Genomic DNA, 24536 nt, shown 5'->3' with positions numbered 1-24536 from the left:
CCGGACCTCACTCCCCCGAGCCGGCCGAGGACACCGGCACGGCACGCGCGAAACCACCGTCGACCATCAGGTTCGCCACCGTCTCCAACTCCGGCGGGGACCCCGCCAGCCGCGACAGGAACACGTCGAAGTCCTCACCGCACGGCAGCAGCAGACGCTCCACCCGCTCCGCCGGCGGCCACCCCGGATCCACGTCACGCGCGTCGTCGTACGCGCAGAACCACACCGAACCCAGCCGGTCCCCCTTGACCTTCACCGCCAGCAGACCGCCCTGCACGAAACCGACGCCCAGATAGTCCTTGGTGAGATGGTCGCGCAGGCACTTGTTCACGTACACGAGGTCGTTCACCGCCGCCTCGTCCCGGACCGTGAAGAACGGCTGGTCCACCAGCAGCCCGAGACCCGCGTCCAGGGCCGTACCCACCGGCGCACAACCCCCCGCCGCCTTCAGGAACGAACGGTACGCACCCGGCAGCCGGTAGCCGAGATCCTCCTCGACCCCCTGCACCTGCGACTCCGACACCGCCACACCCGACTTCGGCAGCCCGAAGTGCGCCGGCCGCGTCTCCTGCAACGGCCGCGTCCCCCGCTTGTCGTGGTCCACCCGCGCCGTCGCCACCCCACCGTGGTGCCGCAGCAACGCCTTCACCTCGACCGGGACCAGCTCCAGCCGCCGCGACCCCGCCACGTGGTGCCACGTCCAGCCGTGCGGAGTCGCCACCACCGGCACCGTGTCCCACAGCTCATGACCGGAAGCCGCCAGCACCGCGTTCGCGGACACGAAGTCCGTCAGCCGCAACTCGTCGACGCCGAAACCCTCCGGCGGATCGGCGATCTCCGCCGCCGCACGCGCGTAGGGCGAGAAGTCGGGGTAACCACGCTCGTCGATCCGTACCCCTCTCGGGTGACGTGCCGCCCGAACCGGATCCGGGAAATGCACGACCTGCCCGGCATAGGCCGCGTTCGGCGGCGCGGCCTGTCCCCCAGCCTGGCGGCTGGCCGGTGCCCCCAGCCCGAGCCGACCTGTCGTCATGACCGTTGCCCCCTGCGGCACTCTGTACGGACCGGCATCACACCCCTGCGGTGCGGCACGGCCCGTATCCGGCTGTCTCTCCCACATCCCGGACGCGTCGACCGCGCCCGTCGCGGTTGCCGACAGCCTATGCGGTACACGAACCCCGGTCACCGGCCCTCCGGTTCCGTGACCAGCCGTCACCCTGCCGTGACAGCCTGCCCGGACCCGGGCGTGTCGCACCGCCCCAGCTACCGCACCCGCCACAGGATTTGGCAGTCTGTGACTTTCGGGGGGATGCCCGGGAGGGGAAGACGATCATGAACACCACACAGACGGGACCACACAACGCCATGTCCGGCGCCACCCACGGCGCCACCAACGGCGACCCCCGCATCGGCTGGAGCAGCAACGAAATACCTCCCGCCCCCACCCTCCAGCACCGCCGCGACGGAATCCTGCCCACCGTCGCCGCGGCCCTCTCCGTCCGCGGCGCCACCCTCACCGGCACCGCCGCGCGCGGTGACCAGCCGCCCCCGCTGCACCCGCTGGTCCAGGAGTTCCTCGACACCCTCCCCAGCGGACAACGCGACCGCTTCACCGGCCGCTGCGCCGAGGCCATCCTCATCTCCCGGCACCTCGGCACCGCCGACAGCGCCCGCAGCAAACGCGCCGCCCGCAAACCCATGACCAACGGCGAAGCCCGCAAATCCCTCAAGCAGGCCAAACTCACCGCCCGCCGCATACGCGAGGACGGCGACCCCCTGCACGGCAGCTTCGCCGCCCCCTGCCGGGCCTGCGCCGCCCTCACCGCCCACTTCGGCGTCCGCGTCGTCGACCCCACCACCGACGACGCCTGACCCACACCCCCACACGCCACAGACCCGCACCCGCACCCGCACGGCAACCAGGACGATCGAAGGGCAGATGCACGCCGACCGCACCACCTCCACACGCTTCTCCGTGCCCGTCGACGCAGCCCTGCGCGCCGCCGGCTGGCAACCCGGACGCTGGGACATAAAACAAGCCGAAGTTTGGGCCGACACCCTGCGCGACCACACCTCACCCGCCGGACACCGGCACGCCGTCTTCCCCGCCGCCGTGGAGGCCTGGGCCGAATTCGGCGGCCTCCACATCAACCCCACCGGCACCGGCCGCCAGATCGCCCCCGCCACCCTCCACCTCGACCCCCTGCACGGCCTCCACCTCGCCCGCACCCTCGGCGACCTCGGCCGCGCCCTCGACACCGAGATCTGCCCCCTCGGCGCCGAGACCGACACCCACTCCCTCCTCGCCATCGACGCCGAAGGCCGCGTCTACACCCTCGACCACACCGGCGACTGGTACGTCGGCCCCGACATCGACCACGCCCTGACCACCCTCATCGCAGGCGTCGAACCCCAACGCCTCACCACCCAGCCCTAGCGGCTCTCCGGCGGTCAGGCCGAGGGAATCACCGCCGACACCCGGAAACCCCCCGCATCCGTCGGCCCCGACACGAACACCCCACCCAGCCCCAGCACCCGCTCCCGCATCCCCACCAGACCGTTCCCACCCGACGGCAGCCCCGCGGCCGCCGCGGACGCCGGCTCCGGCGGCGGCTCGTTCTCCACCTGCATCGCGATCTCCGCCACCCGGTGCGCCAACCGCACATGCGTCTTCGCACCCGCCGCATGCTTGTGCACGTTCGTCAGCGCCTCCTGCACCACCCGGAACGCCGTCTGCTCGACCACCGCCGCATACGACCGCACATCCCCCTCCACCGACAGATCCACCACCATCCCCGCCGCCGCCGACTGCCCCACCAGCACCTCAAGCTCCGACAGCCACGGCCCCTCCTCCTCCGCCGCCACCCGCGAAGCCGCCGCCGCAGCCGCCACCCCCACCGCAGCCAACGGCACCGCAACCGACGCCGCAGCCGTAGCCGTAGCCGCAGCCGCAGCCGTACGCCGCTGAGCCGCCTCCCCCGAACGCAACACCCCCAGCATCTCCCGCAACTCCGTCAACGCCTGACGCCCCATGTCCCCCACCAGCGCCGCGTTCTTCACCGCCTTCTCCGGATCCTTCCGCGCCACCGCCTGCAACGCCGCCGCATGCACCACCATCAACGACACCCGGTGCGCCACCACGTCGTGCATCTCCCGCGCGATCCGCGTCCGCTCCTCACCCCGCGCCCACTCCGCACGCTCTTCCGCCCGCTCCGCCAGCAACTGAAGCTCCCGCTCCAGACTGTCCGCCCGCTCCCGCAGACTCTCCATCAACCGCCGCCGCGCCCCCACGTACAACCCCCACAGCACCGGCGGAGCCGTCAACCCCAGCGACGTCGCCAGCGACGCGAACGGAACGAACCAGTCCCCCAGCGTCAGATCCCCCCGCGCCATGCTCTGCCGCACCCGCACGAACGTCACGATCAACGTCCCCAGGAACGTCATCCCCGCCAGCGCCACGATGATCCGCCGAGGCAGCTCCGCCGCCGCCAGCGTGTACAGGCCGACGATGCCCATCAGGAAACCCATCTGGGCCGGTGTGATCGCGATCGCGACCAGCACCACCGCGATCGGCCACTTCCGGCGCAGCACCAGCACGGAACCGGCCAGCAAACCGAACACGATCCCCGCCGACACCGGGATCCCCGCGTCCCGCGCGAACGGAATCCCCTCCGCGGCGCACTCCAGCGCCGACACCAGCGCGAGCCCCACATCCAGCACCGCGCTACGCCACCGCACCCACCACCACGGCCCGGTCAAGGCCGTCGCGTGGTCTGCCCCCGTCGTGGTCATGCCTCCAGCCTACGGGCGCGAGGGTGGGCTTTTCCGGTGAGTTTCGTCTACTCGCCTCCACCACACTCCGTAACCGAACAACATCAAAACCCCCTGGAATCCCTCGAACTACTGAACCGCCCATGTTCGACCCCGGAACCGACCATTCCGCCCGGACGGTATGCCCATGGCACATCCACACAGCAAATACCGGGACTTCGAGGGGCTGCGGGAGCAGGCGGTGGCGCTCCGACGAGCCGGACTCAGCCGCCGCCAGATCCGCGACCGTCTCCACGTCGACAACAACGACATCCTCAACCGCCTCCTGGAGGGCGAGCCACCCCCTGACTGGACGAGGCGCCCGAACGCCAAGGACGACCTGCGAGAGAGGGCGAGGGAGCTACGGCTCCAGGGCTGGACGTACGACCAGATCCAGGTGGAGCTGGGGTGCTCGAAGAGTTCGATCTCGCTGTGGGTACGGGATCTGCCGAAACCGGAGCGTCGCGACCCTACGGAACAGGCGAAGCTGGCCGCTCGCAAACGCTGGGAGCATGAGCTCGCGGTGCGGGACGAGGAGCGGCAACGGACAAAGGCGGATGCCGCCGACGAGATCGGCGCGATGACCCCGCGGGAGCTTTTCATGGCAGGAGTGGCCCTGTACTGGGCCGAAGGAGCCAAGGACAAGCCTTACGACCGCCGAGAGAACGTGATCTTCGTCAACAGCGACCCAGGGGTCATCGAACTCTATTTGGCTTGGCTGGACCTGCTCCGGGTAGAGCGTGAACGCCTTCGATTCTGCGTGATGATCCACGAGACGGCGGACGTCACCGGCGCCGAACAGTTCTGGGCCGACCTTGTTGGAGCCGACCGTTCCGCCTTCTACAGGACCACCCTCAAGAAACACAATCCCAAGACAGTGCGCAAGAACGTCGGAGAGAACTACCGCGGCTGCCTGGTGGTCCGCGTATCACAGGGCGCCGAGCTCTACCGCTGCATCGAGGGCTGGTGGAGGGGCATGGTGGATGCAGCCAGCGGGATCACGACACCTCTGCACTCAGGTAAGGTCTGACGCAGCCATCCGCCATGGGGTAACTGGTAGCCCGCGGGCCTTTGAAGCCCTGTAGTGCTGGTTCGAATCCAGCTGGCGGAGCTGCTCGGTTCGGGCCCTGACAGCTCCGTCAGGGCCCGCTCTCATGTCGCCCCTGAAACGCCCCGGTATCCTGCGGATGTCACCCCCGTCCAAGAAGCCGAAGGGCAACCCCGTGAGCGCCATTCGCCCGGCAGCCGTCGTCGTTCTCGCAGCGGGTGAGGGCACCCGTATGAAGTCGGCCACACCCAAGGTCCTGCACGACCTCTGTGGCCGTTCCCTGGTGGGTCATGTGCTCGCCGCGTCCCGTGAGTTGGACCCCGAGCACCTGGTCGTCGTCGTCGGGCACGCGCGTGAGCAGGTCGCCGCGCATCTCGGCGAGGTCGACGCCGGCGTCCGTACCGCCGTGCAGGAGCAGCAGAACGGCACCGGGCACGCCGTGCGGATGGCGTTGGAGGAGCTGGGCGGGCCGGTCGACGGGACCGTGGTCGTGGTGTGCGGGGACACTCCGCTGCTGACCGGGGAGACGCTGAAGCGGCTCGCCGAGGCGCATCACGGTGACGGCAACGCGGTGACGGTGCTGACGGCGGAGGTGCCGGACGCGACCGGTTACGGCCGGATCGTGCGGGACGTGGCCTCGGGGGCCGTGACGGCGATCGTGGAGCACAAGGACGCGTCGGAGGAGCAGCGGGCGATCCGAGAGATCAATTCCGGGGTGTTCGCGTTCGACGGGCAGTTGCTGGCGGACGCGCTGGGGAAGGTGCGGACGGACAACAGTCAGGGCGAGGAGTACCTGACGGACGTGCTGGGGATCCTGCGGGAGGCGGGGTACCGGGTGGGGGCGTCGGTGGCGGGGGACCATCGGGAGATCGCCGGGATCAACAACCGGGTGCAGCTGGCGGAGGCGCGGCGGATCCTGAACGACCGGCTGTTGGAGCGGGCGATGCTGGACGGCGTGACGGTCGTGGATCCGGCGACGACGTGGGTGGATGTGACGGTGACGTTCGCGCAGGATGCGGTGGTGCATCCGGGGACGCAGCTGCTCGGGTCGACCCATGTGGGGGAGGGTGCGGAGGTCGGGCCGAACAGCCGGTTGAAGGACACGCGGGTCGACGCGGGGGCGCGGGTGAGCAACACGGTGTCCGATTCCGCCCATATCGGTGCGGACGCGAGCGTGGGACCGTATGCCTATCTGCGGCCGGGGACCCGGTTGGGGGCGAAGGGCAAGATCGGTACGTACGTGGAGACGAAGAACGCGTCGATCGGGGAGGGGACGAAGGTTCCGCATCTGTCGTACGTGGGGGATGCGACGATCGGCGAGTACTCGAACATCGGTGCGGCGAGTGTGTTCGTGAACTACGACGGCGAGAGCAAGCATCACACCACCGTCGGGTCGCACTGCAAGACGGGTTCGGACAACATGTTTGTGGCGCCTGTCACGGTCGGGGACGGTGCGTACACCGCTGCCGGGTCCGTGATCACGAAGGATGTGCCGCCCGGTTCGCTGGCCGTGGCCCGCGGTCAGCAGCGGAATATCGAGGGTTGGGTGGCCCGGAAGCGTCCGGGGAGTGCGGCGGCGAAAGCCGCCGAGGCGGCTTCTCGGCGGGGCGTGAGCGAGGACTGACCGGAAACAGGTGCGCCGAAGACGTCGTACCGTGATAAGTGCACACCCGCACCTAACCAGCTGTTTCGCCCTTCCGCGCCAGACACTCGGGGCGCTGAAGATCCAGCTGTACGGCTGAGACACCTCTGAGGAGACAGTGCTGTGACCGGGATCAAGACGACCGGCGAGAAGAAGATGATGTTCTTCTCCGGCCGCGCCCACCCCGAGCTTGCCGAGGAGGTCGCCCACCAGCTGGGTATCGGGGTCGTCCCGACGAAGGCCTTCGACTTCGCGAACGGCGAGATCTACGTCCGCTACCAGGAGTCGGCGCGTGGTGCCGACTGTTTCGTGATCCAGAGCCACACGGCTCCGATCAACCAGTGGATCATGGAGCAGTTGATCATGATCGACGCGCTGAAGCGGGCGTCGGCGCGGTCCATCACGGTGATTGTGCCGTTCTACGGTTACGCGCGGCAGGACAAGAAGCACCGGGGTCGTGAACCGATCTCGGCGCGGCTGATCGCGGATCTGATGAAGACGGCGGGTGCGGACCGGATCCTGACGGTGGATCTGCACACGGACCAGATCCAGGGCTTCTTCGACGGTCCGGTGGACCACCTGTTCGCGCTTCCGCTGCTCGCGGACTACGTGGGCTCGAAGGTGGACAAGGACAAGCTGACGATCGTGTCTCCGGACGCGGGTCGGGTGCGGGTGGCGGACCGCTGGTGCGACCGTCTCGGTGCGCCTCTGGCCATCGTGCACAAGCGGCGTGACAAGGACGTGGCGAACCAGGTGACCGTCCACGAGGTCGTGGGTGAGGTCAAGGGCCGGGTGTGTGTCCTGGTCGACGACATGATCGACACGGGTGGCACGATCTGTGCGGCGGCGGACGCGCTGTTCGCGCACGGTGCGGAGGACGTCATTGTGACGGCGACGCACGGTGTGCTGTCGGGTCCGGCGGCGGATCGGCTGAAGAACTCGCGGGTGAGTGAGTTCGTGCTGACGAACACGCTGCCGACGCCGGGTGAGCTGAGCCGGGATCTGGACAAGATCACGGTGCTGTCGATCGCGCCGACGATTGCGAGTGCGGTGCGCGAGGTGTTCGAGGACGGTTCGGTGACGAGCCTGTTCGACGAGCAGTGAGTGGCGAGCAGTGAGCTGTAAAAACGCTTCTGCATGATCGTTTGCGTTCGGCGGACACTGATCGATTTCTCCGTGGCCTCCTTCGCCGAGTAGACTTCCCCAGTTGCTCGGCGAGGGAGGCCACGCCTCCGTTATCGACGCGCTCTTCGTAGCAGGCCGTTCGTGGCCGGGTGACCACGTCCGTTCCTACCTCTACGAGGAGTGATGACCATGTCCGAGGTGAAGATCACCGCCGAGACGCGCACCGAGTTCGGCAAGGGTGCCGCGCGCCGTATCCGTCGTGACAGCAAGGTTCCCGGTGTCCTGTACGGCCACGGTTCGGACCCGCTCCACCTGACCCTGCCGGGCCACGACCTGCTGCTCGCGCTACGTACGCCGAACGTCCTGATCTCCCTGGACATCGACGGCAAGACGAACGAGCTGGCGATCCCGAAGTCGGTGCAGCGCGACCCGATCAAGGGCTTCCTGGAGCACGTCGACCTGCAGCTGGTCAAGCGCGGCGAGAAGGTCACGGTCGAGATCCCGGTGCACACCGAGGGCGAGCTGGCCCCCGGCGGCTACCTGCTGGAGCACGTGCTCAACGCGCTGCCGGTCGAGGCCGAGGCCACGCACATCCCCGAGTCCGTGTCCGTCTCCGTCGAGGGCCTGGAGGCCGGCGCCTCCGTCCTGGCCAAGGACATCACGCTGCCGTCCGGTGTGACGCTGGCCGTCGAGGAGGACGCGGTCGTCCTCCAGGTGCTGTCCGCGCAGGCGGAGGAGGCGCCCGAGGGCGAGGGTGCGGCCGAGGAAGCGGCTGAGGCCTGAGCCGTCGGTTCAGTGCCGTCCGCTGTGTAGGCGCCCGGCACCGGTGAGCCGCGAGCAGTAAGCGGTCGAGCAACGGTCAGCCGCCGTTCCCCCGGGAGCGGCGGCTGGCGCGTATCAAGGAGAGATGGACGTGACCACCCCCGCAGGCGCCCCCTGGCTGATCGTCGGGCTCGGTAATCCCGGGCCGGAGTACGCGATGAACCGGCACAACGTCGGGTTCATGGTCGCGGACCTGCTCGCCGACCGGATCGGTGGGAAGTTCAAGCGGGCCGGGAAGGCTCAGGCGCAGGTCGTGGAGGGGCGGCTCGGGTCGCCGGGGCCGGGCAGCCGGCGGGTGGTGCTGGCCAAGCCGATGTCGTTCATGAATCTCTCCGGTGGCCCGGTGAACGCGCTGCGCGACTTCTACAAGGTGCCGGTGGCCAACATCGTCGCGGTCCATGACGAGCTGGACATCGACTACGGCGTGCTCCGTCTCAAGCTGGGCGGTGGCGACAACGGGCACAACGGGCTGAAGTCGATGACGAAGGCGATGGGCCCGGACTATCACCGGGTGCGGTTCGGGATCGGGCGGCCTCCGGGTCGTATGCAGGTCGCGGACTTCGTGCTGAAGGACTTCTCCTCGGCCGAGCGCAAGGAGCTGGACTACTTCGTGGACCGGGCCGCCGACGCGGTGGAGGCGCTGGTCGCCGAGGGCCTTGAGCGGGCGCAAAGCTCGTACAACTCCTGACTTGTCCCCCGCCCGTCCACCGCTTGTCCCCTGCGGAAGTTGACCGGCCGTGGGGACATGGCCAATGATCCCGGCCATGCCTGCTGCCTCCGCCGCCTCCTCCCGTACGGGCCCGGTCGACGCGTTGCGTGTCCTGTCGATGGGCGCGGTCGCCGTGCTGATCCTGGTCGCCGGGGTGTGGGGGTCGTGGGGCACCGCGCAGGACGTGATGCTGACGAAGGGCAAGGAGCGGGGCACGGTGACGGTGTCGGCGTGCGGTGCCGAGACCTGCACGGGGCCGTTCGCGCCCGCCTCGGCCGGCGCGTCGAAGCGGGCGAGTGTCGTGCTGGACAAGTCGGTCGGGGTGCGCAAGGGGCAGACGTACGACGTGATCGTGAAGCCGGGTACCGGGAATGTGGTCCGGTCGGGGTCGGCCGGTGTGCTGTACGCCTGGGTGCCGCTGGGCGGTGCGTTGCTGCTGGCGTCGGTGGTGGTGGCCGGGGGTCTGCGGCTGCGGCGGGTGGCGTGGGTGCTGGGGGGTTGTGGGTTCGCGCTGCTCACGGCGGCGTTCGCGGCGTTGCAGTGAGCCGTGCGGAGAACGGCCGGTGCCCCCGGGGTGTACGACCCCGGGGGCACCGTCATGCCTGGCCGCCGGTCGTCAGCCGGTGTTGCGCAGGCCCGCTGCCACGCCGTTGACGGTGAGCAGCAGGGCGCGGGCGAGGAGCGGGTCGGCCGGTTCGCCTGCCGCTGCCGCGTCGCGCTGGCGCTTGAGCAGGGTGACCTGGAGGTAGGAGATCGGGTCCAGGTAGGCGTCGCGGATGGTGAAGGTCTGCTTGAGGACCGGGGTGGCGTCGAGGAGTTCGGCCTCGCCGGTGATCTTCAGGACCTCGGCGACGGTCAGGGCGTGCTCTTCGCGGATCATGTCGAAGACGTGCTTGAGCTCGTCGGGGACGAGGGTGTCGACGTAGTGCTGGGCGATCCGCAGGTCGGTCTTGGCGAGGGTCATCTCGACGTTGGAGATGAAGTTGCGGAAGAAGTGCCACTGTTCGTGCATTTCTTCGAGGACGGTGTCCAGGCCGGCCTCACGCAGGGCCTTGAGGCCGGATCCGACGCCGAACCAGCCGGGGACGATCTGCCGGGACTGGGTCCAGCCGAACACCCACGGGATGGCGCGCAGGCCGTCGAGCGAGACGCCGGAGCCGGGGCGGCGGGAGGGCCGGGAGCCGAGGTGCAGGTCGGCGAGCTGGTCCACCGGTGTCGACGCGAGGAAGTACGTCGGCAGGTCGGGGTCCTCCACCAGGCGGCGGTAGGCGGCGTGGGCGGCGTCGGAGACGACGTCCATGGCGGCGTCCCAGCGGGCCAGGGCTTCGACGGACTGGCGGGGGGCGGTGTGCAGGGCGGAGGCCTGGAGGGTGGCCGCGACGGTCAGTTCCAGGTTCTCCCTGGCGAGGGAGGGGATCAGGTACTTGTCGGAGATGACCTCGCCCTGTTCGGTCACCTTGATCTCGCCCTCCAGGGTGCCCCAGGGCTGGGCGAGGATGGCGTCGTGGGAGGGGCCGCCGCCGCGGCCGACGGTGCCGCCGCGGCCGTGGAAGAGGCGCAGCCGGACGCCGTAGCGGTGGGCCACGTCGCGCAGCCGGCGCTGGGCGCGGTGGATCTCCCACTGGCTGGTGGTGATGCCGCCGAACTTGGAGGAGTCGGAGTAGCCGAGCATGACCTCCTGGACGTCTCCGCGCAGTGCCACCAGGCGGCGGTAGGACGGGTCGGAGAGCATGTCCTCCAGGATGGTGTCGGCGGCCTTGAGCTCGTCGGTGGTCTCCAGGAGCGGCACGATGCCGATCTTGGCCCAGCCGGCGTGCAGGTCCATCAGTCCGGCCTCGCGGGCGAGGACGGCGGCGGCGAAGACGTCGTCGGCGCCCTGGCACATGGAGATGATGTAGGACTCGACGACCTCGGGGCCGAAGATCTCCAGGGCCCTCTTCACGGTCTCGAAGACGCCGAGGGTCTTGGCACCGGCCTCGTCGACGGGCGCCGGGGTGGGGGCGAGCGGCCGGCGCGAGCGGAGTTCCTTGGCGAGGAGCCTGGCGCGGTACTCGCGGGGCATGTCGGCGTAGCGCCAGGACTCCTCGCCGAGGCGGTCGAAGAGCTGGCCGAGGGCGTGGTGGTGGGCGTCGGCGTGTTCGCGGACGTCCATGGTGGCGAGCTGGAGGCCGAAGGCGGCGAGGGTGCGGATGGTCCGGGCCAGGCGGCCGTCGGCGAACAGGCCGCCGCGGTGCTCGCGCAGGGAGGTCTGGATGAGGCGCAGGTCGTCGAGGAGCTCGGCGGTGCCGAGGTAGTCGCGGCCGGGCTCGTGCGGGGTGCCGGTGGCCAGGCGCTGCTTGGTGTTGACGAGCTTCTGCCGGATGCAGGTGGCCTTGAGGCGGTAGGGCTCCTCGGCGTTGAGGCGCTTGTAGCGGGGGCTGATCCCGGGGAGCAGCTCCAGGTCGGCCCGGAGGGACTCCAGCAGTTCCTCGGTGGCGCCCGTGTAGCGGATGGAGTTGGAGAGGAAGCCGCGGAGTTCGTCGATCATCTCCAGGGCGTCGTTGATGCCGTGCTCGTGCTGGAGGATGAGGACGTCCCAGGTGACCTGGGGGGTGACGTTGGGGTTGCCGTCGCGGTCACCGCCGATCCAGGTGCCGAAGGTGAGGGGGCGGGTGTCGTCGGGGAGCCTGACGCCGACCCGCTCCAGCTCCGCCGTCAGGTCCTCCAGGACGTCGCCGACCGCGTCGGCGTGCAGTTCGTCCAGGTAGTAGATGGCGTTGCGGGCCTCGTCGGCGGGTTCCGGGCGGACGACGCGCAGCTCGTCGGTCTGCCAGACGAGGTCGATGTTCTCGGCGAGGCGGACGTCGGTGCGGCGGCGGTCGGACTCGATGACCGGGGTGTCCAGGAGCGCGGCGATGCGCCGGAGCTTGTTGAGGACCGAACGGCGGGCGGCCTCGGTGGGGTGGGCCGTGAACACCGGGCGGACGTTGAGGTTCTGCACGGTCTCGCGCAGGTGCTCGGGGTCGGCGTCCTTGAGCCGGTCGGCGGTGCGGGCGAGGAGGCCGCCCTCGGCGGCGCGGCGGGCGCGCAGCTCGCGGCCGCGGTGCACCTGCTCGGTGACGTTGGCGAGGTGGAAGTAGGTGGAGAAGGCGCGTACCAGCTTGGCGGCGGTCTCCAGTTCGATGCCGCGCAGCAGTTCGGCGGCTGCCTCGCCGTCCTCGCGGGTGAGGCGGCGGACCTTCTCGACGAGCTCCAGCAGCTCGGGGCCCTCCTGGCGGACGAGGGTCTCGCCCAGGAGGTCGCCCAGCCGGCGGATGTCGGCGCGCAGCTCACTGCCGGTCGTGGTGGTCTGGTCGTCGGCACTGCTCACAGGTGCGGCTCCTTGCAGTGTTGAAGCTCGTCTGGAGGGAACCCGTCCGTCGGCCGGGCGGCAGGCGGCGCCTGTCCGCATAGCGGCCGGACATCAGGGAAGGAAACAGAGCGGACCGCGCTGTCCGACCGATTCCAAGGATAGGTGTCCATGAGGACGCGCAGGTGCTGGGGCTCTTGCCGTGAGACGCCCCGCTGCCATACTTACGTCGCCGTAGGTTACGGAACCGTAGGGAAGCTGTTTTGCCGTCCCGTTCGGTCGCCGCGGATCGGCGCATCTCTCAACCCTCGACCCCACAGGGGACGCGCATGACCTCGTCAAGTTCCGATGTGATCGAAGACCCCCGGAAGTCGGCCGACACCGCGATCCCGTCCGCCACCCTCGGGGTGAGCGGAAGGGTTCGCTGGAGCAGGTCACTCTGCTCCTGTTCATCGTCGTGCCGTTCCTCGCGCTCCTGGCGGCGGTGCCACTGGCGTGGGGATGGGGGGGCGTGAGCTGGCTCGACCTGGGCCTGATGGTGTTCTTCTACTATCTCGGCTGCCATGGTGTGACCATCGGTTACCACCGTTACTTCACCCATGGTTCCTTCAAGGCGAAACGGCCGCTCAGGATCGCGCTGGCGGTCGCCGGGTCGATGGCGGTGGAGGGTCCGCTGGTGCGCTGGGTGGCCGATCACCGCAAGCACCACAAGTTCTCCGACGCCGAGGGCGACCCGCACTCGCCGTGGCGGTACGGCGAGACCGTGCCGGCGCTGATCAAGGGCCTGTGGTGGGCGCATATCGCCTGGATGTTCGACGAGGAGCGGACTCCGCAGGACAAGTACGCGCCGGATCTGGTCAAGGACCCGGCCATCCGGGCGATCTCCCGGCAGTTCATCTACTGGACCGTGCTCTCCCTGGCGCTGCCGCCGCTGATCGGCGGGCTGGTGACGATGTCCTGGTGGGGCGCGTTCACCGCGTTCTTCTGGGGTTCACTCGTCCGGGTGGCGCTGCTCCACCACGTGACGTGGTCGATCAACTCGATCTGTCACGCGGTGGGCAAGCGGCCGTTCAAGTCGCGGGACCGGTCGGGCAACGTGTGGTGGCTGGCGGTCCTGTCCTGCGGCGAGTCCTGGCACAACCTGCACCACGCCGACCCGACGTCCGCGCGGCACGGGGTGGAGCGCGGGCAGATCGACTCGTCGGCGCGGATCATCCGCTGGTGCGAGCAGCTGGGCTGGGCGTACGACGTGCGCTGGCCGTCACGCTCGCGTATCGATTCGCGCCGTAACACCGGGGAAGGCGGCTCATCGCAGGGGGCTCAGGCCGCGAAGGCGGCATGATTGACGCCGTGGCGACCGACTCCAGCACCCCCAGTACCGACAAGCAGCGGCGGGCGCGTCGTACCCGTATGACCGGGGCGGAGCGCCGCCAGCAGCTGCTGGAGATCGGTCGCACCCTCTTCGCGGCGAGGGGGTTCGAGGGCACGTCGGTGGAGGAGATCGCGGCGAAGGCCGGGGTGTCCAAGCCGGTGGTGTACGAGCACTTCGGCGGCAAGGAGGGCCTGTACGCGGTGGTGGTCGACCGGGAGATGCGGCGCCTGCTGGACATGGTGACCGGCTCGCTCACGGCCGGTCACCCGCGGGAGCTGTGCGAGCAGGCCGCGTTCGCGCTGCTCGACTACATCGAGGAGTACACGGACGGATTCCGGATCCTGGTCCGGGACTCCCCCATCCCGCAGTCGACGGGTTCCTTCGCCTCGCTGATCTCGGACATCGCGACCCAGGTGGAGGACATCCTGGGCCGCGAGTTCAAGAGCCGCGGCTTCGACCCCAAGCTGGCCCCGCTGTACGCGCAGGCGCTGGTGGGGATGGTCGCGCTGACCGGCCAGTGGTGGCTGGACGTGCGCCGCCCCAAGAAGGCGGAGGTCGCCGCCCACCTGGTGAACCTGGCCTGGCACGGCCTGGACGGCCTGGAGCAGAAGCCGCGGCTGATAGGGCACCGCAAGGCCTGAGCCCTGCGGTGCCGCGCGCCGTCGCGTATCAGTGCTTGAAGATGTCCTTCATCTTCTCCTTGGCCTGGCGGGCGTCGCCCTTCGACTGCTCCAGGCGCCCTTCGGCCTCCAGGGGCACGTCACGGGTCGCGCGCCCGCCGACCTCCTTGGCCTTGCCCTTGATCTGTTCCTTCTTGCCCTTGGCCTTCTGGTGTCCTGACACCGTCGATCCCTCCTGAAGCCAGATAGGTACGTGGGGTCATTGCTTCGGGTAACCAGGAGCGGGCCCGGGCAAACGGGGGCTCAGGAAACCGGTTCCAGGAACTCCAGGCGGTTGCCGACGGGGTCCTGCGAGTAGAAGCGACGGTGTCCGGGGAGGTCGTCGTCCCAGGTGACGGGGGCGCCGCCGGCTTCGAGCCGTTCGGCGTACGCCTCGATGTCCGTGACGCGCAGTCCCGGGTGGGCCTGGAGGGCGGGCCGGAAGGCCGCCTCGACGCCCAGGTGCAGGTGGACGGTCCCGGCCCGGAACCAGCAGCCGCCGCGCGCCGCGAGCACGGGCGGCTTGGGGATCTCCGTCATGCCGAGGAGGTCGCGGTAGTAGGCCCGCAGCAGGTCCTCCGAGCCGGGCGGTACGGCGAGCTGGACGTGGTCGAGGGCGGTGAGCATCAGGCGTTCTCCCTGCGGGCGACGGCGAACAGGCGGCGGAAGGGCAGGACGGTGCCGTAGGGGGCGCTCGGGTAGGCCTGCCGCAGCAGGTCGCGGTAGTCGGCGACGAAGGCGTCCCGGGCCTCGGGGTCGTCACCCAGGACGGTGAGGACGGGGCGCAGCCCGGTGCCCTTGACCCAGTCCAGGACGGGGTCCTCGCCGGTCAGGACGTGCAGGTAGGTGGTCTCCCAGACGTCGGTGGCGCAGCCGAGGCGGGCGAGCCGGTCGAGGTAGGCGGCGGGCGGGTGGACGGAGTCCTCGTGGCGCAGCACGTCGGCGAGCCGGGCCTTCCAGCGGGGCGTGGCGGCGAGCTCGCGCATCAGGGCGTGCAGGGGCGCGTCGATGTTGTTCGGCACCTGGAAGGCGAAGGTGCCGCCGGGGGCGAGCGCGCCGAGCCAGTCGGCGAAGCGGTCCAGGTGGCCGGGGACCCACTGGAGCGCCGCGTTGGACACGATCAGGTCGTAGGGCCTGTCGGGCGTCCAAGTGCGCAGGTCGGCGTGGGCGAAGTCGAGGCGGCCGCCGCCGGGGGTGGGGCCCGCGTGGTCGACCTCGGCCTTGTCGAGCATCGGGGCCGAGTTGTCGTAGCCGGTGATGCGCGCGGTGGGCCAGCGGTCGGCGAGGACGGCGGTGACGTTGCCGGGGCCACAGCCGAGGTCGGCGATGGCCGGGGGGTCGCCGGGGAGGGCGGGGACGTGGGCGAGGAGGTCGGCGAAGGCGCGGGCGCGGGGGCCGGAGTGACGGAGGTACTGGGCCGGGTCCCAGGCAGGAGTCGTCATGTCCCTCACCTTCCCCGGGCAAGTATCTCGATGTCAAGAGACTCGACATCAAGAGACTTCACGTCGACACAACCACTACACTGATCGCCATGGAGGACGAGGTCGATCGGCTGGTCGCTGCGTGGCGCCGGGAGCGCCCGGACCTCGACGTGGAACCGCTCGAGGTGCTCAGCCGGGTGAGCCGACTGGCGCGGCACCTGGACCGGGCACGTCGGCTGGCCTTCGCCGAGCACAGCCTGGAGCCCTGGGAGTTCGACGTGCTCACCGCGCTCAGGCGCGCCGGCACGCCGTACCAGCTCTCCCCGGGCCAGCTGCTGACCCAGACCCTGGTCACCTCAGGGACGATGACCAACCGCATCGACCGGCTGGCCAAGAAGGGCCTGGTCGAGCGGCTGCCGGATCCGAGCGACCGGCGAGGTGTGCTGGTCCGGCTGACCACCGAGGGCCAGGACCGCGCGGACCAGGCCCTGGCGGGCCTGCTCGACCAGGAGCGCGCGATCCTCGGCGAGCTCTCCCCCGCGCAGCGGTCGGAACTCGCGGGTCTGCTGCGGCAGTTGACGGCGCCGTTCGACAACATCCCCGGCTAGGCGCTCCACGGGAAGCGCCGCTTCCCGGTGTCTTTCGGCTGCGGCGCCGTCGTGGCTGATCGCGCAGTTCCCCGCGCCCCTGACGGGGCACTGCCGGACCACGGCCGACTGCACCAGGAAGCGCCGCACTTCTTCGGAGCCTCTCGGCTGCAGCGCCGTCGTGGCTGATCGCGCAGTTCCCCGCGCCCCTGACGGGGCACTGCCGGACCGCGGCCGACTGCGCCAGGAAGCGCCGCTTCCCGGTGTCTTTCGGCTGCGGCGCCGTCATGGCTGATCGCCCAGTTCCCCGCGCCCCTGACGGGGCACTGCCGGACCGCGGCCGACTGCACCAGGAAGCGCCGCTTCCCGGTGTCTTTCGGCTGCGGCGCCGTCGTGGGTGGTCGCGCAGTTCCCCGCGCCCCTTACGGGGCGCTGCTCGACGGGCGTTTGTCAGGCGCTGGTGCTCTCCTCCGGGATGATTCGGGCGGTGGGTGCCAGGTCCACCGGTCCCACCCCCGCCCGCCGGGCCAGCGCCACCGCGGCCAGGGTGGAGTGGACGCCCAGTTTGCCGAGGACGTTCTGCATGTGGGTGCGCACGGTGTGCGGGGACAGGAAGAGGCGCTCGGCGACCGCCTTGCGCCCCAGGCCCGCCACCATGCACCGGAGCACTTCCCGCTCCCTCGGCGTGAGGGACTCCACCAGCCGCTCGCTCTCGGTGCGGTGCTTGCGGGCCGCCGTCAACTCCCGCAGGACGCCCGTGAGCAGGGCGGGCGGCAGATGCGTCTCGTCGCGCAGCACGCCCCGGATGACGTTGAGCAGCCGGGAGAGCGAGCAGTCCTTGGCGACCCAGCCGCAGGCGCCGGCCTGCAGGGCGAGGGCCGCGCGCCGCGGGTCGTCCTTCTCGGCGAGGACGACGACCCGGACGGCCGGATGGGCCGAACGGACCCCGGCGACCAGCGATATGCCGTCGACCAGCCCCTCCGCGTTGGCCTCCTGCACCGGCACGGCCGCCCGGCCGCCCGGCAGTTGACCGCCCAGGTCGGCGTCGACGAGAAGCACGTCGTAACGACGGCCCTCGGCGGCCGCGCGCTCCAGGCAGCGCAGCGCTGCCGGACCGCTGCCGGCCGCGGACACGTCGACGTCCGGCTCGGCGGCCAGTGCCGCGGCCAGTGACTCGGCGAAGATGCGGTGGTCGTCGACGACCAGGACTCGGATGCGAACCACGAAACCCCCTTCCCCAGTGCTCTTCACGAGCCGGGGATACCCAAGGTCCGGAGAACGACGAACCGTGCGGACACGACACCCGCGGGAGGGCCACACCGCACGGCCGCCGCCGTGCCTGAACTGCTACCCCCACCACGGGCGTCGTATCCGACTTGTCTCGCCCCCTGATCAGCGCCGGCCCCCACCGGCACTGCTCATCAGAGTACGACCGGGCGCCGTGAGCGGAAGGCAATTTGCAGAACTGCCCGGCCGACGCGTTTATGGTGTGCCGCATGTTTCGTATTGAGGCGGAAGTCGACAAGGAACGGCGCGATCTGCTCCGCGCGCGACTGCTGGCCACCAACACGGCGGCCTCTCCGGTCCTGGCCGCGCTGCGCGGCACCCCCGCCGAACGCGAAGTGCCGCTGCACCTCTGGGCGATGGACGACGGTTCGGGCGGGATGGCCGGCGGCCTGGTCGGCCACAGCTGGGCGTCCTGGCTGCACGTCACCTACCTGTGGGTGGACGCCCGGCACCGCGGCACCGGCCTCGGCGGCAGCCTGCTCGCGGAGGCCGAGCGCATCGCCCGCACCGACCGCGCCTGCACCGCGGCCCGCCTGGAGACCTGGGACTTCCAGGCCCCGGAGTTCTACCAGAAGCAGGGGTACGACGTGGTGTGCGTGATCCCCGACTACCCGCCGGGGATCACGGAGTACACGCTGGTGAAGCGGCTGGGCTGAGCCTCACCCCGCCCGGCGGGCGCCCGCCGACGGCACCGCCTCGAAGACCCGCGGGGCCTTGAGCCCGGCCGCCGCGAAGGCCTCCTCGACCGCCTTCGCGATCGTGTCGACGTCGGCCGTCTCCGCGAGCACGATCGCCGAGCCGCCGAAGCCGCCGCCGGTCATCCGGGCGCCCAGCGCGCCGGCCGCGTTCGCCGCCTCCACGACCAGGTCCAGCTCGGGGCAGGAGACCTGGAAGTCGTCGCGGAGCGAGGCGTGGCCCTCGGTGAGGACCGGGCCGATGGCACGGGTGTCGCCCGCTTCGAGGAGGGCGACGACGCGCTCGACGCGGTGGTCCTCGGTGACGACGTGCCGGACCAGGCGCCGTACCTCCTCCTCGTCGCCGAGGCGGTCGAGCGCGGAGTCCAGCTCGTCGTAGGGGATGTCCCGCAGGGCGTCCACCCCGAGCAGGGCCGCGCCCTTCTCGCAGCCCGCGCGGCGCTTGCCGTACTCGCCGCCGCTGTGGGCGTGCTTGACCTGGGTGTCGACGACGAGCAGGCGCATGCCCTCGGCCGCGAGGTCGAAGGGGATCTGCTTCTGCGACAGGTCGCGGGTGTCCAGGAACAGGGCGTGGCCCTGCTCGCAGCAGGCGGACGCCGTCTGGTCCATGATGCCGGTCGGCGCCCCGACGTAGACGTTCTCCGCGCGCTGGCACAGGCGGGCCAGCTGCCAGCGCTGCAGGCCCAGTGCGAACAGGTCGTCGAGGGCGAGGGCGATCACCACCTCCAGGGCCGCGGAGGAGGACAGGCCCGCACCGGTCGGGACGGTGGAGGCGAGGTGGACGTCGGCGCCGGTGACCGGGTGGCCGGCCTCGCGCAGCGCCCAGACCACGCCCGCCGGGTACGCCGTCCACTCCTGGTCGGTGCCGGGCTCCAGGGCGTCGAGGGAGAACTCGACGACCCCGCCCCCGACGTCCGCGGAGTGCAGCCGCAGCACGCCGTCGGTGCGGCGGGCCACGGCGGCCGTCGCCACGTGCGGCAGTGCGAACGGCATCACGAAGCCGTCGTTGTAGTCGGTGTGCTCGCCGATCAGGTTGACCCGGCCCGGTGCCGCCCAGACGCCGTCGGGAGCCGTGCCGTACAGCTCCTCGAAGGCGTCGGCGACCTGCTGTGCTGCCCCCACTTACCGCTCCCTTGCTGTGCCGATGCGCTGCGCGAACTCCCAGGCGTCCGCGACGATCCCCGCGAGGTCCGCGCGGGTCGGGTTCCAGCCCAGCTTCTCGCGGGCGGTGGCCGCCGAGGCGACCAGGACGGCCGGGTCGCCACCCCGGCGCGGGGCCACGACCTCGGGGATCGGGTGGCCGGTGACCTGGCGGACGGTCTCGATGACCTGGCGGACCGAGAAGCCCTCGCCGTTGCCGAGGTTGCAGATCAGGTGCTCGCCGGGCTTGGCGGCCGTCAGGGCCAGCAGGTGGGCGTCGGCCAGGTCGGCGACGTGGATGTAGTCGCGGACGCAGGTGCCGTCGGGCGTCGGGTAGTCGTCGCCGAAGACGGAGATGGCCTCGCGCCTGCCCTGGGCGACCTGGAGGACCAGCGGGATCAGGTGCGACTCGGGGTCGTGCCGCTCGCCCTGCGCGCCGTACGCGCCGGCCACGTTGAAGTAGCGCAGGGAGACCGCGCCCAGGCCGTGCGCGGCGGCCTCGCCGGTGATCATGTGGTCGACGGCGAGCTTGGTGGCGCCGTACGGGTTGGTCGGCCGCGTGGGGGCGGTCTCGACGATCGGGACCTGCTCCGGCTCGCCGTAGGTGGCCGCCGTGGAGGAGAAGACGAGCTTGCGGACGCCGGCCTCGCGCATCGCGGCGAGCAGCGCCATGGTGCCGCCGACGTTGTTGTCCCAGTACTTCTCCGGCTTCACGACGGACTCGCCGACCTGGGAGAACGCGGCGAAGTGCAGCACCGCGTCGTAGGAGGGGTCCAGCCACTTCGCGGCGTCGCGGATGTCGCCCTCGACGAAGGCGGCGCCCGCCGGGACGCCCTCGCGGAAGCCCGTGGACAGGTTGTCGAGGACGGTGACCTCGTGGCCCGCCTCCAGCAGGTGCTGGGCGACCACGCTGCCGACGTATCCCGCCCCGCCCGTCACCAGGTACTTCATCAACTCGCTACCTCTCGCAGTCGCTCGGCCGCGCGCTCCGGCGGCACGTCGTTGATGAACACACTCATGCCTGATTCGGAACCCGCGAGAAACTTCAGCTTGCCGGACGTTCGGCGGATGGTGAAAAGCTCCAGGTGCAGCGCGAAGTCGTCGCGCGTGACACCGTCGAACTCCTCCAGCGTCCCGAACGGCGCCTGGTGCCAGGCGGCGATGTAGGGCGTGGGGGGCTCACCCTCACCGAAGATACGGTCGAAGCGCCTCAAGAGTTCCAGATAAACCTGGGGGAACTCCGAGCGGGCCGCCTCGTCGAGGCCGAGCAGGTCGGGGACGCGGCGCCGCGGGTACAGGTGGACCTCGTAGGGCCAGTGTGCCGCGTACGGCACGAAGGCGACCCAGTGTTCACCCTCAAGGACGACCCGTTCGTCGGCGAGTTCACGCTCCAGCACGGTGTCGAAGAGGTTCTCCCCGCCGGTGGCCTCCTTGTGCTGCGCGAGAGAACGCAGCATCAGGGCGGTGCGCGGGGTGGTGAAGGGGTAGGCGTAGATCTGGCCGTGCGGGTGACCGAGCGTCACGCCGATCTCCTCGCCGCGGTTCTCGAAGCAGAACACCTGCTCGACGGAGGGGAGATGCGACAGTTCCGAGGTCCGGTCGGTCCACGCGTCGAGGACGAGCCGCGCCTGCTCCTCGGTGAGGGAGGCGAAGGACGCGTCGTGGTCCGAGGTGAAGCAGACCACCTCGCAGCGCCCGGAGTCGCCGGCCAGCGAGGGGAAACGGTTCTCGAAGACCACGACGTCGTACGACGAGTCGGGGATCTCGCTCAGCCGGTCGCCCTGGGTCGGGCACAGCGGGCACTGGTCGGCCGGCGGGTGGTAGGTGCGGCCCTGCCGGTGCGAGGCGATCGCGACCTGGTCGCCGAGCAGCGGGTCCCGGCGGATTTCCGAGGTGGTGTGCGTCCGCTCCAGCGGGCGGCGGTCCACCGCGTCCCGCACCGTGTCGTCGCGCAGGTCGTAGTAGATGAGTTCGCGACCGTCGGCCAGCCGGGTCGAGGTCTTCTTCACTGCGGACTCCCATTGATCGAGCCAGCCAACCATCCAACAGAACCGAACACACCAAAACACAACTCACCACGTGAGTCAACATCGCAATCAATCAAGGTGAGACAACGAAAGTGTTGAATTACTGGGTGCAGAACCCCACAGATGCCCCCGTATCCCCCACATACCTCGCGGCGGGGCTGCGGCTCCCGACCAACGGGCTGGACTACACGATCCTCGCGATCTACTTCGCCGTCGTCCTGGGCATCGGCTTCGCGGCCCGCCGCTCGGTGAGGACCAGCCTCGACTTCTTCCTCTCCGGACGGTCGCTGCCCGCCTGGATCACCGGACTCGCGTTCATCTCGGCCAACCTGGCCGCCACCGAGATCCTCGGCATGGCCGCCAACAGCGCGCAGTACGGCGCGTACACCGTGCACTGGTACTGGATCGGCGCCATCCCGGCCATGGTCTTCCTCGGCCTGGTGATGATGCCCTTCTACTACGGCAGCAAGGTCCGCTCGGTCCCCGAGATGCTGCTGCTCCGCTTCGACAGAGCCGCACACCTGCTCAGTTCGATCCTGTTCGCCTTCGCCGCCATTCTGATCGCCGGTGTGAACCTGTACGCCCTGGCGATCGTCGTGGAGGCACTGCTCGGCTGGCCGCAGTGGGTGGCGATCGTGGTGGCCGGCGCGTTCGTGCTGGCCTACATCACCCTCGGCGGTCTCTCCTCGGCCATCTACAACGAGGTGCTGCAGTTCTTCGTGATCCTGGCGGCCCTGATCCCGCTGTCCGTGCTGGGCCTGAAGAAGGTGGGCGGCTGGGACGGCCTGGTCGACAAGCTCACCGCCACCCACGGCCACAACTTCACGACCGCCTGGGGCGGCACCGGCATCGGCTCCGTCAACCCGCTCGGCGCGAACTGGCTGACCATCGTCCTCGGGCTCGGCTTCGTGCTCTCCTTCGGCTACTGGACGACGAACTTCGCCGAGGTGCAGCGCGCCCTGTCGGCGAAGAACCTGTCCGCCGCCCAGCGCACCCCGCTGATCGCGGCCTACCCGAAGATCTTCATCGTCTTCCTGGTGATGATCCCGGGCCTGGTCGCCGCCGCCCTCGTGCCGGACATCGGCACCTCCGGGTCGGACCTCCAGTACAACGACGCGATCCCCTACCTGATGTCGCAGCTGCTGCCCAACGGCGTGCTCGGCATCGCGGTGACCGGGCTGCTGGCCGCCTTCATGGCCGGTATGGCGGCCAACGTGTCGTCCTTCAACACCGTGTTCACGACGGACATCTGGGCGAAGTACGTGGTGAAGGGCCGGGAGGACGGCTACTACGTGCGCTTCGGACGCCTCATCACGGCGATCGGCGTCTGCGCGTCGATCGGTACCGCGTTCCTCGCGTCCTCCTTCTCGAACATCATGAGCTACCTCCAGACGCTGTTCTCCTTCTTCAACGTGCCGATGTTCGTCGTCTTCATCGTCGGCATGTTCTGGAAGCGGGCCTCGGCGAAGTCCGGCTTCTGGGGGCTGCTCGCGGGCACCGTGACCGCGATGGTCAACTACTTCGTCCTCTACAAGAAGGGCGTCATCCACATCCCCACCGACCAGGGCGCCAACTTCGTCTCCGCGATCGCCGGATTCGTGGCCGGCGCGGTGGTGATGGTGATCGTGTCCCTGTTCACCGCGCCCAAGCCGGAGGCCGAACTCGCGGGCCTCGTCTACGGCACACGCTCTCCCGGCATGGCGGAGGCGCCCGCACCCGGCGACGAGGCCTGGTACCGGCGGCCGGCGCTGCTGGGCTGGGGCGCGGTGATCCTGGCCGCCGCCTGCTACATCCCGTTCTCGTTCTAGTCCCGGTAGCGGGAGGATGGAGAGACCATGACCGACGACTCCGGGCACTCCGGGTTCCACTACTCCGAGCAGGACGTCCAGCGCGAGGTCTCCGAGCTGCAGGGCCGGTCCGCGACCGCCGCGCGGATCTTCGATCTGCGGCGGATCATCGGCGGGCTGTTCGTGCTGTACGGGATCATCGTCACGATCACCGGCATCACGGACTCGCAGGCCGAGATCGACAAGGCACAGGGAATCAACATCAACCTGTGGACCGGGATCGGGATGCTGTTGCTGGGGGTGTTCTTCCTGGTGTGGCTCTGGCTCAGGCCCACCCCGCCGGCGCCTCCGGCAAAAGACGCCGATGACTGATCCGGTCTAGAAGTCCGGCCTTGCCGAACTGTCGAGCGGGCCTGCCCTGTCCAGCAGGCCCGTTCGTGCCGCCAGAGCCGCCGCCTCCAGGCGCGACCCCACCCCCAGCTTCATCAGCACCCGCTGTACGTGGGTGCGGGCCGTGCTCGGGGCGATGCCCATGCCGGCGGCGATGAGGCGGGTGTCCTCGCCGTCGGCGACGCGGACCAGGACCTCGACCTCCCTCGGGGTGAGCATCTGCAGGAGTCGCTGGCCCTCGTCGTCGGGCTGGGCGGCCGGGTTGAGGAGTTCGCCGAAGGCACCCTGCAACAGGGCGGGGGCCACGGCGGCCTCCCCGGCCCGCGCCTTCATGATGGCCCGCTCGACACCCTCTATCCGCTCGTCGTGCCGTACGTACCCGGAGGCGCCCGCGGCGAAGGCCGCCGCGATGCCCCGCGGGGACGGCACCGGGCCCAGGACCAGGACGGCGACCTGCGGCCGTTCCCGCTTGATCCTCACCACCGGGTCGAAGATCCCCGGCTCGGCCGGTGTCGCCGTCCCGAGCAGGCACACCTCGGGTGCCCGTGTGATCACCAGTTCGGCCGCGCCCGCCGCCGGTGCCGCCGCCGCGAGCACCCGGTGGCCGCGCAGTTTCAGCGCCGAGGCCAGCGCCTCCGCGAGCAACCGGTGGTCGTCGACCACCATGAGCCGCACTCCCATAGAGCA

The 24536-nt window shown here is 70.2% G+C and carries 24 protein-coding genes, 1 tRNA gene and 1 pseudogene; 15 read left to right on the top strand and 11 right to left on the bottom strand.

Annotated features, from left to right (window positions below; translation table 11 throughout):
* Positions 1 to 7 precede the first annotated feature (7 nt).
* The gene (locus tag BLW82_RS25145; RefSeq protein WP_093501969.1) at positions 8 to 1033 is read right to left on the bottom strand and encodes an SMI1/KNR4 family protein; all 1026 of its coding nucleotides are present in this window, start codon (positions 1031 to 1033) and stop codon (positions 8 to 10) included.
* Between the two features lie 299 nt (positions 1034 to 1332).
* On the opposite strand from BLW82_RS25145, the gene BLW82_RS25140 reads away from it, so the two are divergent.
* Together BLW82_RS25140 and BLW82_RS25135 are read left to right on the top strand one after the other, a co-directional pair.
* Positions 1333 to 1872, top strand: a complete 540-nt coding sequence (locus BLW82_RS25140; protein ID WP_177233060.1) for a YwqJ-related putative deaminase — start codon at positions 1333 to 1335, stop codon at positions 1870 to 1872.
* 67 nt (positions 1873 to 1939) lie between these two features.
* On the top strand, positions 1940 to 2437 hold the full coding sequence (locus BLW82_RS25135) for an SUKH-3 domain-containing protein (protein ID WP_093501965.1): 498 nt from the start codon (positions 1940 to 1942) through the stop codon (positions 2435 to 2437).
* A 14-nt stretch (positions 2438 to 2451) separates the two neighbouring features.
* Here BLW82_RS25135 and BLW82_RS25130 read toward each other — a convergent pair whose 3' ends face one another.
* Positions 2452 to 3792 (bottom strand): sensor histidine kinase, encoded by a 1341-nt coding sequence (locus BLW82_RS25130; protein ID WP_093501963.1) that lies wholly within the window; start codon positions 3790 to 3792, stop codon positions 2452 to 2454.
* A gap of 166 nt (positions 3793 to 3958) precedes the next feature.
* Between BLW82_RS25130 and BLW82_RS25125 the strand changes: the two genes are divergently transcribed.
* The 7 genes from BLW82_RS25125 to BLW82_RS25095 all read left to right on the top strand — a co-directional run bounded on the left by BLW82_RS25125 (position 3959) and on the right by BLW82_RS25095 (position 9700).
* Positions 3959 to 4840: a hypothetical protein gene (locus BLW82_RS25125; RefSeq protein ID WP_093508251.1), complete on the top strand. Its 882-nt coding sequence runs from the start codon at positions 3959 to 3961 to the stop codon at positions 4838 to 4840.
* A gap of 8 nt (positions 4841 to 4848) precedes the next feature.
* Positions 4849 to 4921 (top strand) — tRNA-Gln (locus BLW82_RS25120).
* Between the two features lie 112 nt (positions 4922 to 5033).
* Positions 5034 to 6482 carry a bifunctional UDP-N-acetylglucosamine diphosphorylase/glucosamine-1-phosphate N-acetyltransferase GlmU gene (gene glmU / locus BLW82_RS25115; RefSeq protein WP_093508250.1) on the top strand — a complete coding sequence of 483 codons (1449 nt, stop codon included), beginning with the start codon at positions 5034 to 5036 and terminating at the stop codon, positions 6480 to 6482.
* 141 nt (positions 6483 to 6623) lie between these two features.
* Entirely contained in the window at positions 6624 to 7604 is a 981-nt protein-coding gene (locus tag BLW82_RS25110) for a ribose-phosphate diphosphokinase (protein ID WP_093501961.1), read from the top strand.
* 210 nt (positions 7605 to 7814) lie between these two features.
* Positions 7815 to 8408: a 50S ribosomal protein L25/general stress protein Ctc gene (locus tag BLW82_RS25105; protein ID WP_093508249.1), complete on the top strand. Its 594-nt coding sequence runs from the start codon at positions 7815 to 7817 to the stop codon at positions 8406 to 8408.
* Positions 8409 to 8532: 124 nt separating this feature from the next.
* Positions 8533 to 9135, top strand: a complete 603-nt coding sequence (gene pth / locus BLW82_RS25100; protein ID WP_093501959.1) for an aminoacyl-tRNA hydrolase — start codon at positions 8533 to 8535, stop codon at positions 9133 to 9135.
* A 64-nt stretch (positions 9136 to 9199) separates the two neighbouring features.
* Entirely contained in the window at positions 9200 to 9700 is a 501-nt protein-coding gene (locus tag BLW82_RS25095) for a hypothetical protein (RefSeq protein WP_093501957.1), read from the top strand.
* 72 nt (positions 9701 to 9772) lie between these two features.
* Here BLW82_RS25095 and ppc read toward each other — a convergent pair whose 3' ends face one another.
* Positions 9773 to 12505: a phosphoenolpyruvate carboxylase gene (ppc, locus tag BLW82_RS25090; RefSeq protein WP_093501955.1), complete on the bottom strand. Its 2733-nt coding sequence runs from the start codon at positions 12503 to 12505 to the stop codon at positions 9773 to 9775.
* Positions 12506 to 12813: 308 nt separating this feature from the next.
* Here ppc and BLW82_RS25085 point away from each other — a divergent pair.
* A pseudogene (locus BLW82_RS25085) lies at positions 12814 to 13826 on the top strand (acyl-CoA desaturase).
* Positions 13823 to 14497, top strand: coding sequence for a TetR/AcrR family transcriptional regulator (locus tag BLW82_RS25080; RefSeq protein ID WP_093501953.1), 675 nt, complete (start codon positions 13823 to 13825; stop codon positions 14495 to 14497). The pseudogene BLW82_RS25085 and the gene BLW82_RS25080 overlap by 4 nt, the downstream one beginning before the upstream one ends.
* 28 nt (positions 14498 to 14525) lie before the next feature.
* Here BLW82_RS25080 and BLW82_RS25075 read toward each other — a convergent pair whose 3' ends face one another.
* The 3 genes from BLW82_RS25075 to BLW82_RS25065 form a co-directional block, all read right to left on the bottom strand.
* Positions 14526 to 14699, bottom strand: a complete 174-nt coding sequence (locus BLW82_RS25075; protein ID WP_093501951.1) for a CsbD family protein — start codon at positions 14697 to 14699, stop codon at positions 14526 to 14528.
* An 80-nt stretch (positions 14700 to 14779) separates the two neighbouring features.
* Entirely contained in the window at positions 14780 to 15142 is a 363-nt protein-coding gene (locus BLW82_RS25070; protein ID WP_093501949.1) for a VOC family protein, read from the bottom strand.
* Positions 15142 to 15957 carry a trans-aconitate 2-methyltransferase gene (locus tag BLW82_RS25065; protein WP_093501947.1) on the bottom strand — a complete coding sequence of 272 codons (816 nt, stop codon included), beginning with the start codon at positions 15955 to 15957 and terminating at the stop codon, positions 15142 to 15144. The genes BLW82_RS25070 and BLW82_RS25065 overlap by 1 nt, the downstream gene beginning before the upstream one ends.
* A gap of 89 nt (positions 15958 to 16046) precedes the next feature.
* Here BLW82_RS25065 and tamR point away from each other — a divergent pair, with 89 nt between their 5' ends.
* Positions 16047 to 16544 (top strand): MarR family transcriptional regulator TamR, encoded by a 498-nt coding sequence (gene tamR, locus BLW82_RS25060; protein WP_093501945.1) that lies wholly within the window; start codon positions 16047 to 16049, stop codon positions 16542 to 16544.
* A 429-nt stretch (positions 16545 to 16973) separates the two neighbouring features.
* Here the strand turns inward: tamR and BLW82_RS25055 are convergent, their stop codons facing one another.
* On the bottom strand, positions 16974 to 17747 hold the full coding sequence (locus BLW82_RS25055; protein ID WP_093501943.1) for a LuxR C-terminal-related transcriptional regulator: 774 nt from the start codon (positions 17745 to 17747) through the stop codon (positions 16974 to 16976).
* Between the two features lie 260 nt (positions 17748 to 18007).
* On the opposite strand from BLW82_RS25055, the gene BLW82_RS25050 reads away from it, so the two are divergent.
* Positions 18008 to 18466 (top strand): GNAT family N-acetyltransferase, encoded by a 459-nt coding sequence (locus BLW82_RS25050; protein ID WP_177233316.1) that lies wholly within the window; start codon positions 18008 to 18010, stop codon positions 18464 to 18466.
* Between the two features lie 3 nt (positions 18467 to 18469).
* Here the strand turns inward: BLW82_RS25050 and galK are convergent, their stop codons facing one another.
* The 3 genes from galK to galT are packed head-to-tail and all read right to left on the bottom strand — an operon-like array spanning position 18470 to position 21654.
* Positions 18470 to 19627 carry a galactokinase gene (gene galK, locus BLW82_RS25045; RefSeq protein ID WP_093501942.1) on the bottom strand — a complete coding sequence of 386 codons (1158 nt, stop codon included), beginning with the start codon at positions 19625 to 19627 and terminating at the stop codon, positions 18470 to 18472.
* Complete coding sequence (gene galE / locus BLW82_RS25040; RefSeq protein ID WP_093501940.1) at positions 19628 to 20596, bottom strand: UDP-glucose 4-epimerase GalE; 969 nt, start codon at positions 20594 to 20596, stop codon at positions 19628 to 19630.
* Positions 20596 to 21654, bottom strand: coding sequence for a galactose-1-phosphate uridylyltransferase (gene galT / locus BLW82_RS25035; RefSeq protein WP_093501938.1), 1059 nt, complete (start codon positions 21652 to 21654; stop codon positions 20596 to 20598). The genes galE and galT overlap by 1 nt, the downstream gene beginning before the upstream one ends.
* A 125-nt stretch (positions 21655 to 21779) precedes the next feature.
* On the opposite strand from galT, the gene BLW82_RS25030 reads away from it, so the two are divergent.
* Both BLW82_RS25030 and BLW82_RS25025 read left to right on the top strand, forming a co-directional pair.
* Complete coding sequence (locus BLW82_RS25030) at positions 21780 to 23480, top strand: sodium:solute symporter family protein (RefSeq protein WP_093501936.1); 1701 nt, start codon at positions 21780 to 21782, stop codon at positions 23478 to 23480.
* Positions 23481 to 23507: 27 nt separating this feature from the next.
* The gene (locus tag BLW82_RS25025) at positions 23508 to 23831 is read left to right on the top strand and encodes a hypothetical protein (RefSeq protein ID WP_093501934.1); all 324 of its coding nucleotides are present in this window, start codon (positions 23508 to 23510) and stop codon (positions 23829 to 23831) included.
* A 6-nt stretch (positions 23832 to 23837) separates the two neighbouring features.
* Here the strand turns inward: BLW82_RS25025 and BLW82_RS25020 are convergent, their stop codons facing one another.
* A complete protein-coding gene (locus BLW82_RS25020; RefSeq protein ID WP_093501932.1) occupies positions 23838 to 24530 on the bottom strand; it encodes a helix-turn-helix transcriptional regulator in 693 nt (230 codons plus the stop codon).
* Positions 24531 to 24536 lie beyond the last annotated feature (6 nt).

Source organism: Streptomyces sp. Ag109_O5-10 (assembly GCF_900105755.1).
Classification (GTDB): domain Bacteria; phylum Actinomycetota; class Actinomycetes; order Streptomycetales; family Streptomycetaceae; genus Streptomyces.
Note: the sequence above shows the minus strand (reverse complement) of the source record. Positions and strands in the feature narration are given on the sequence as shown.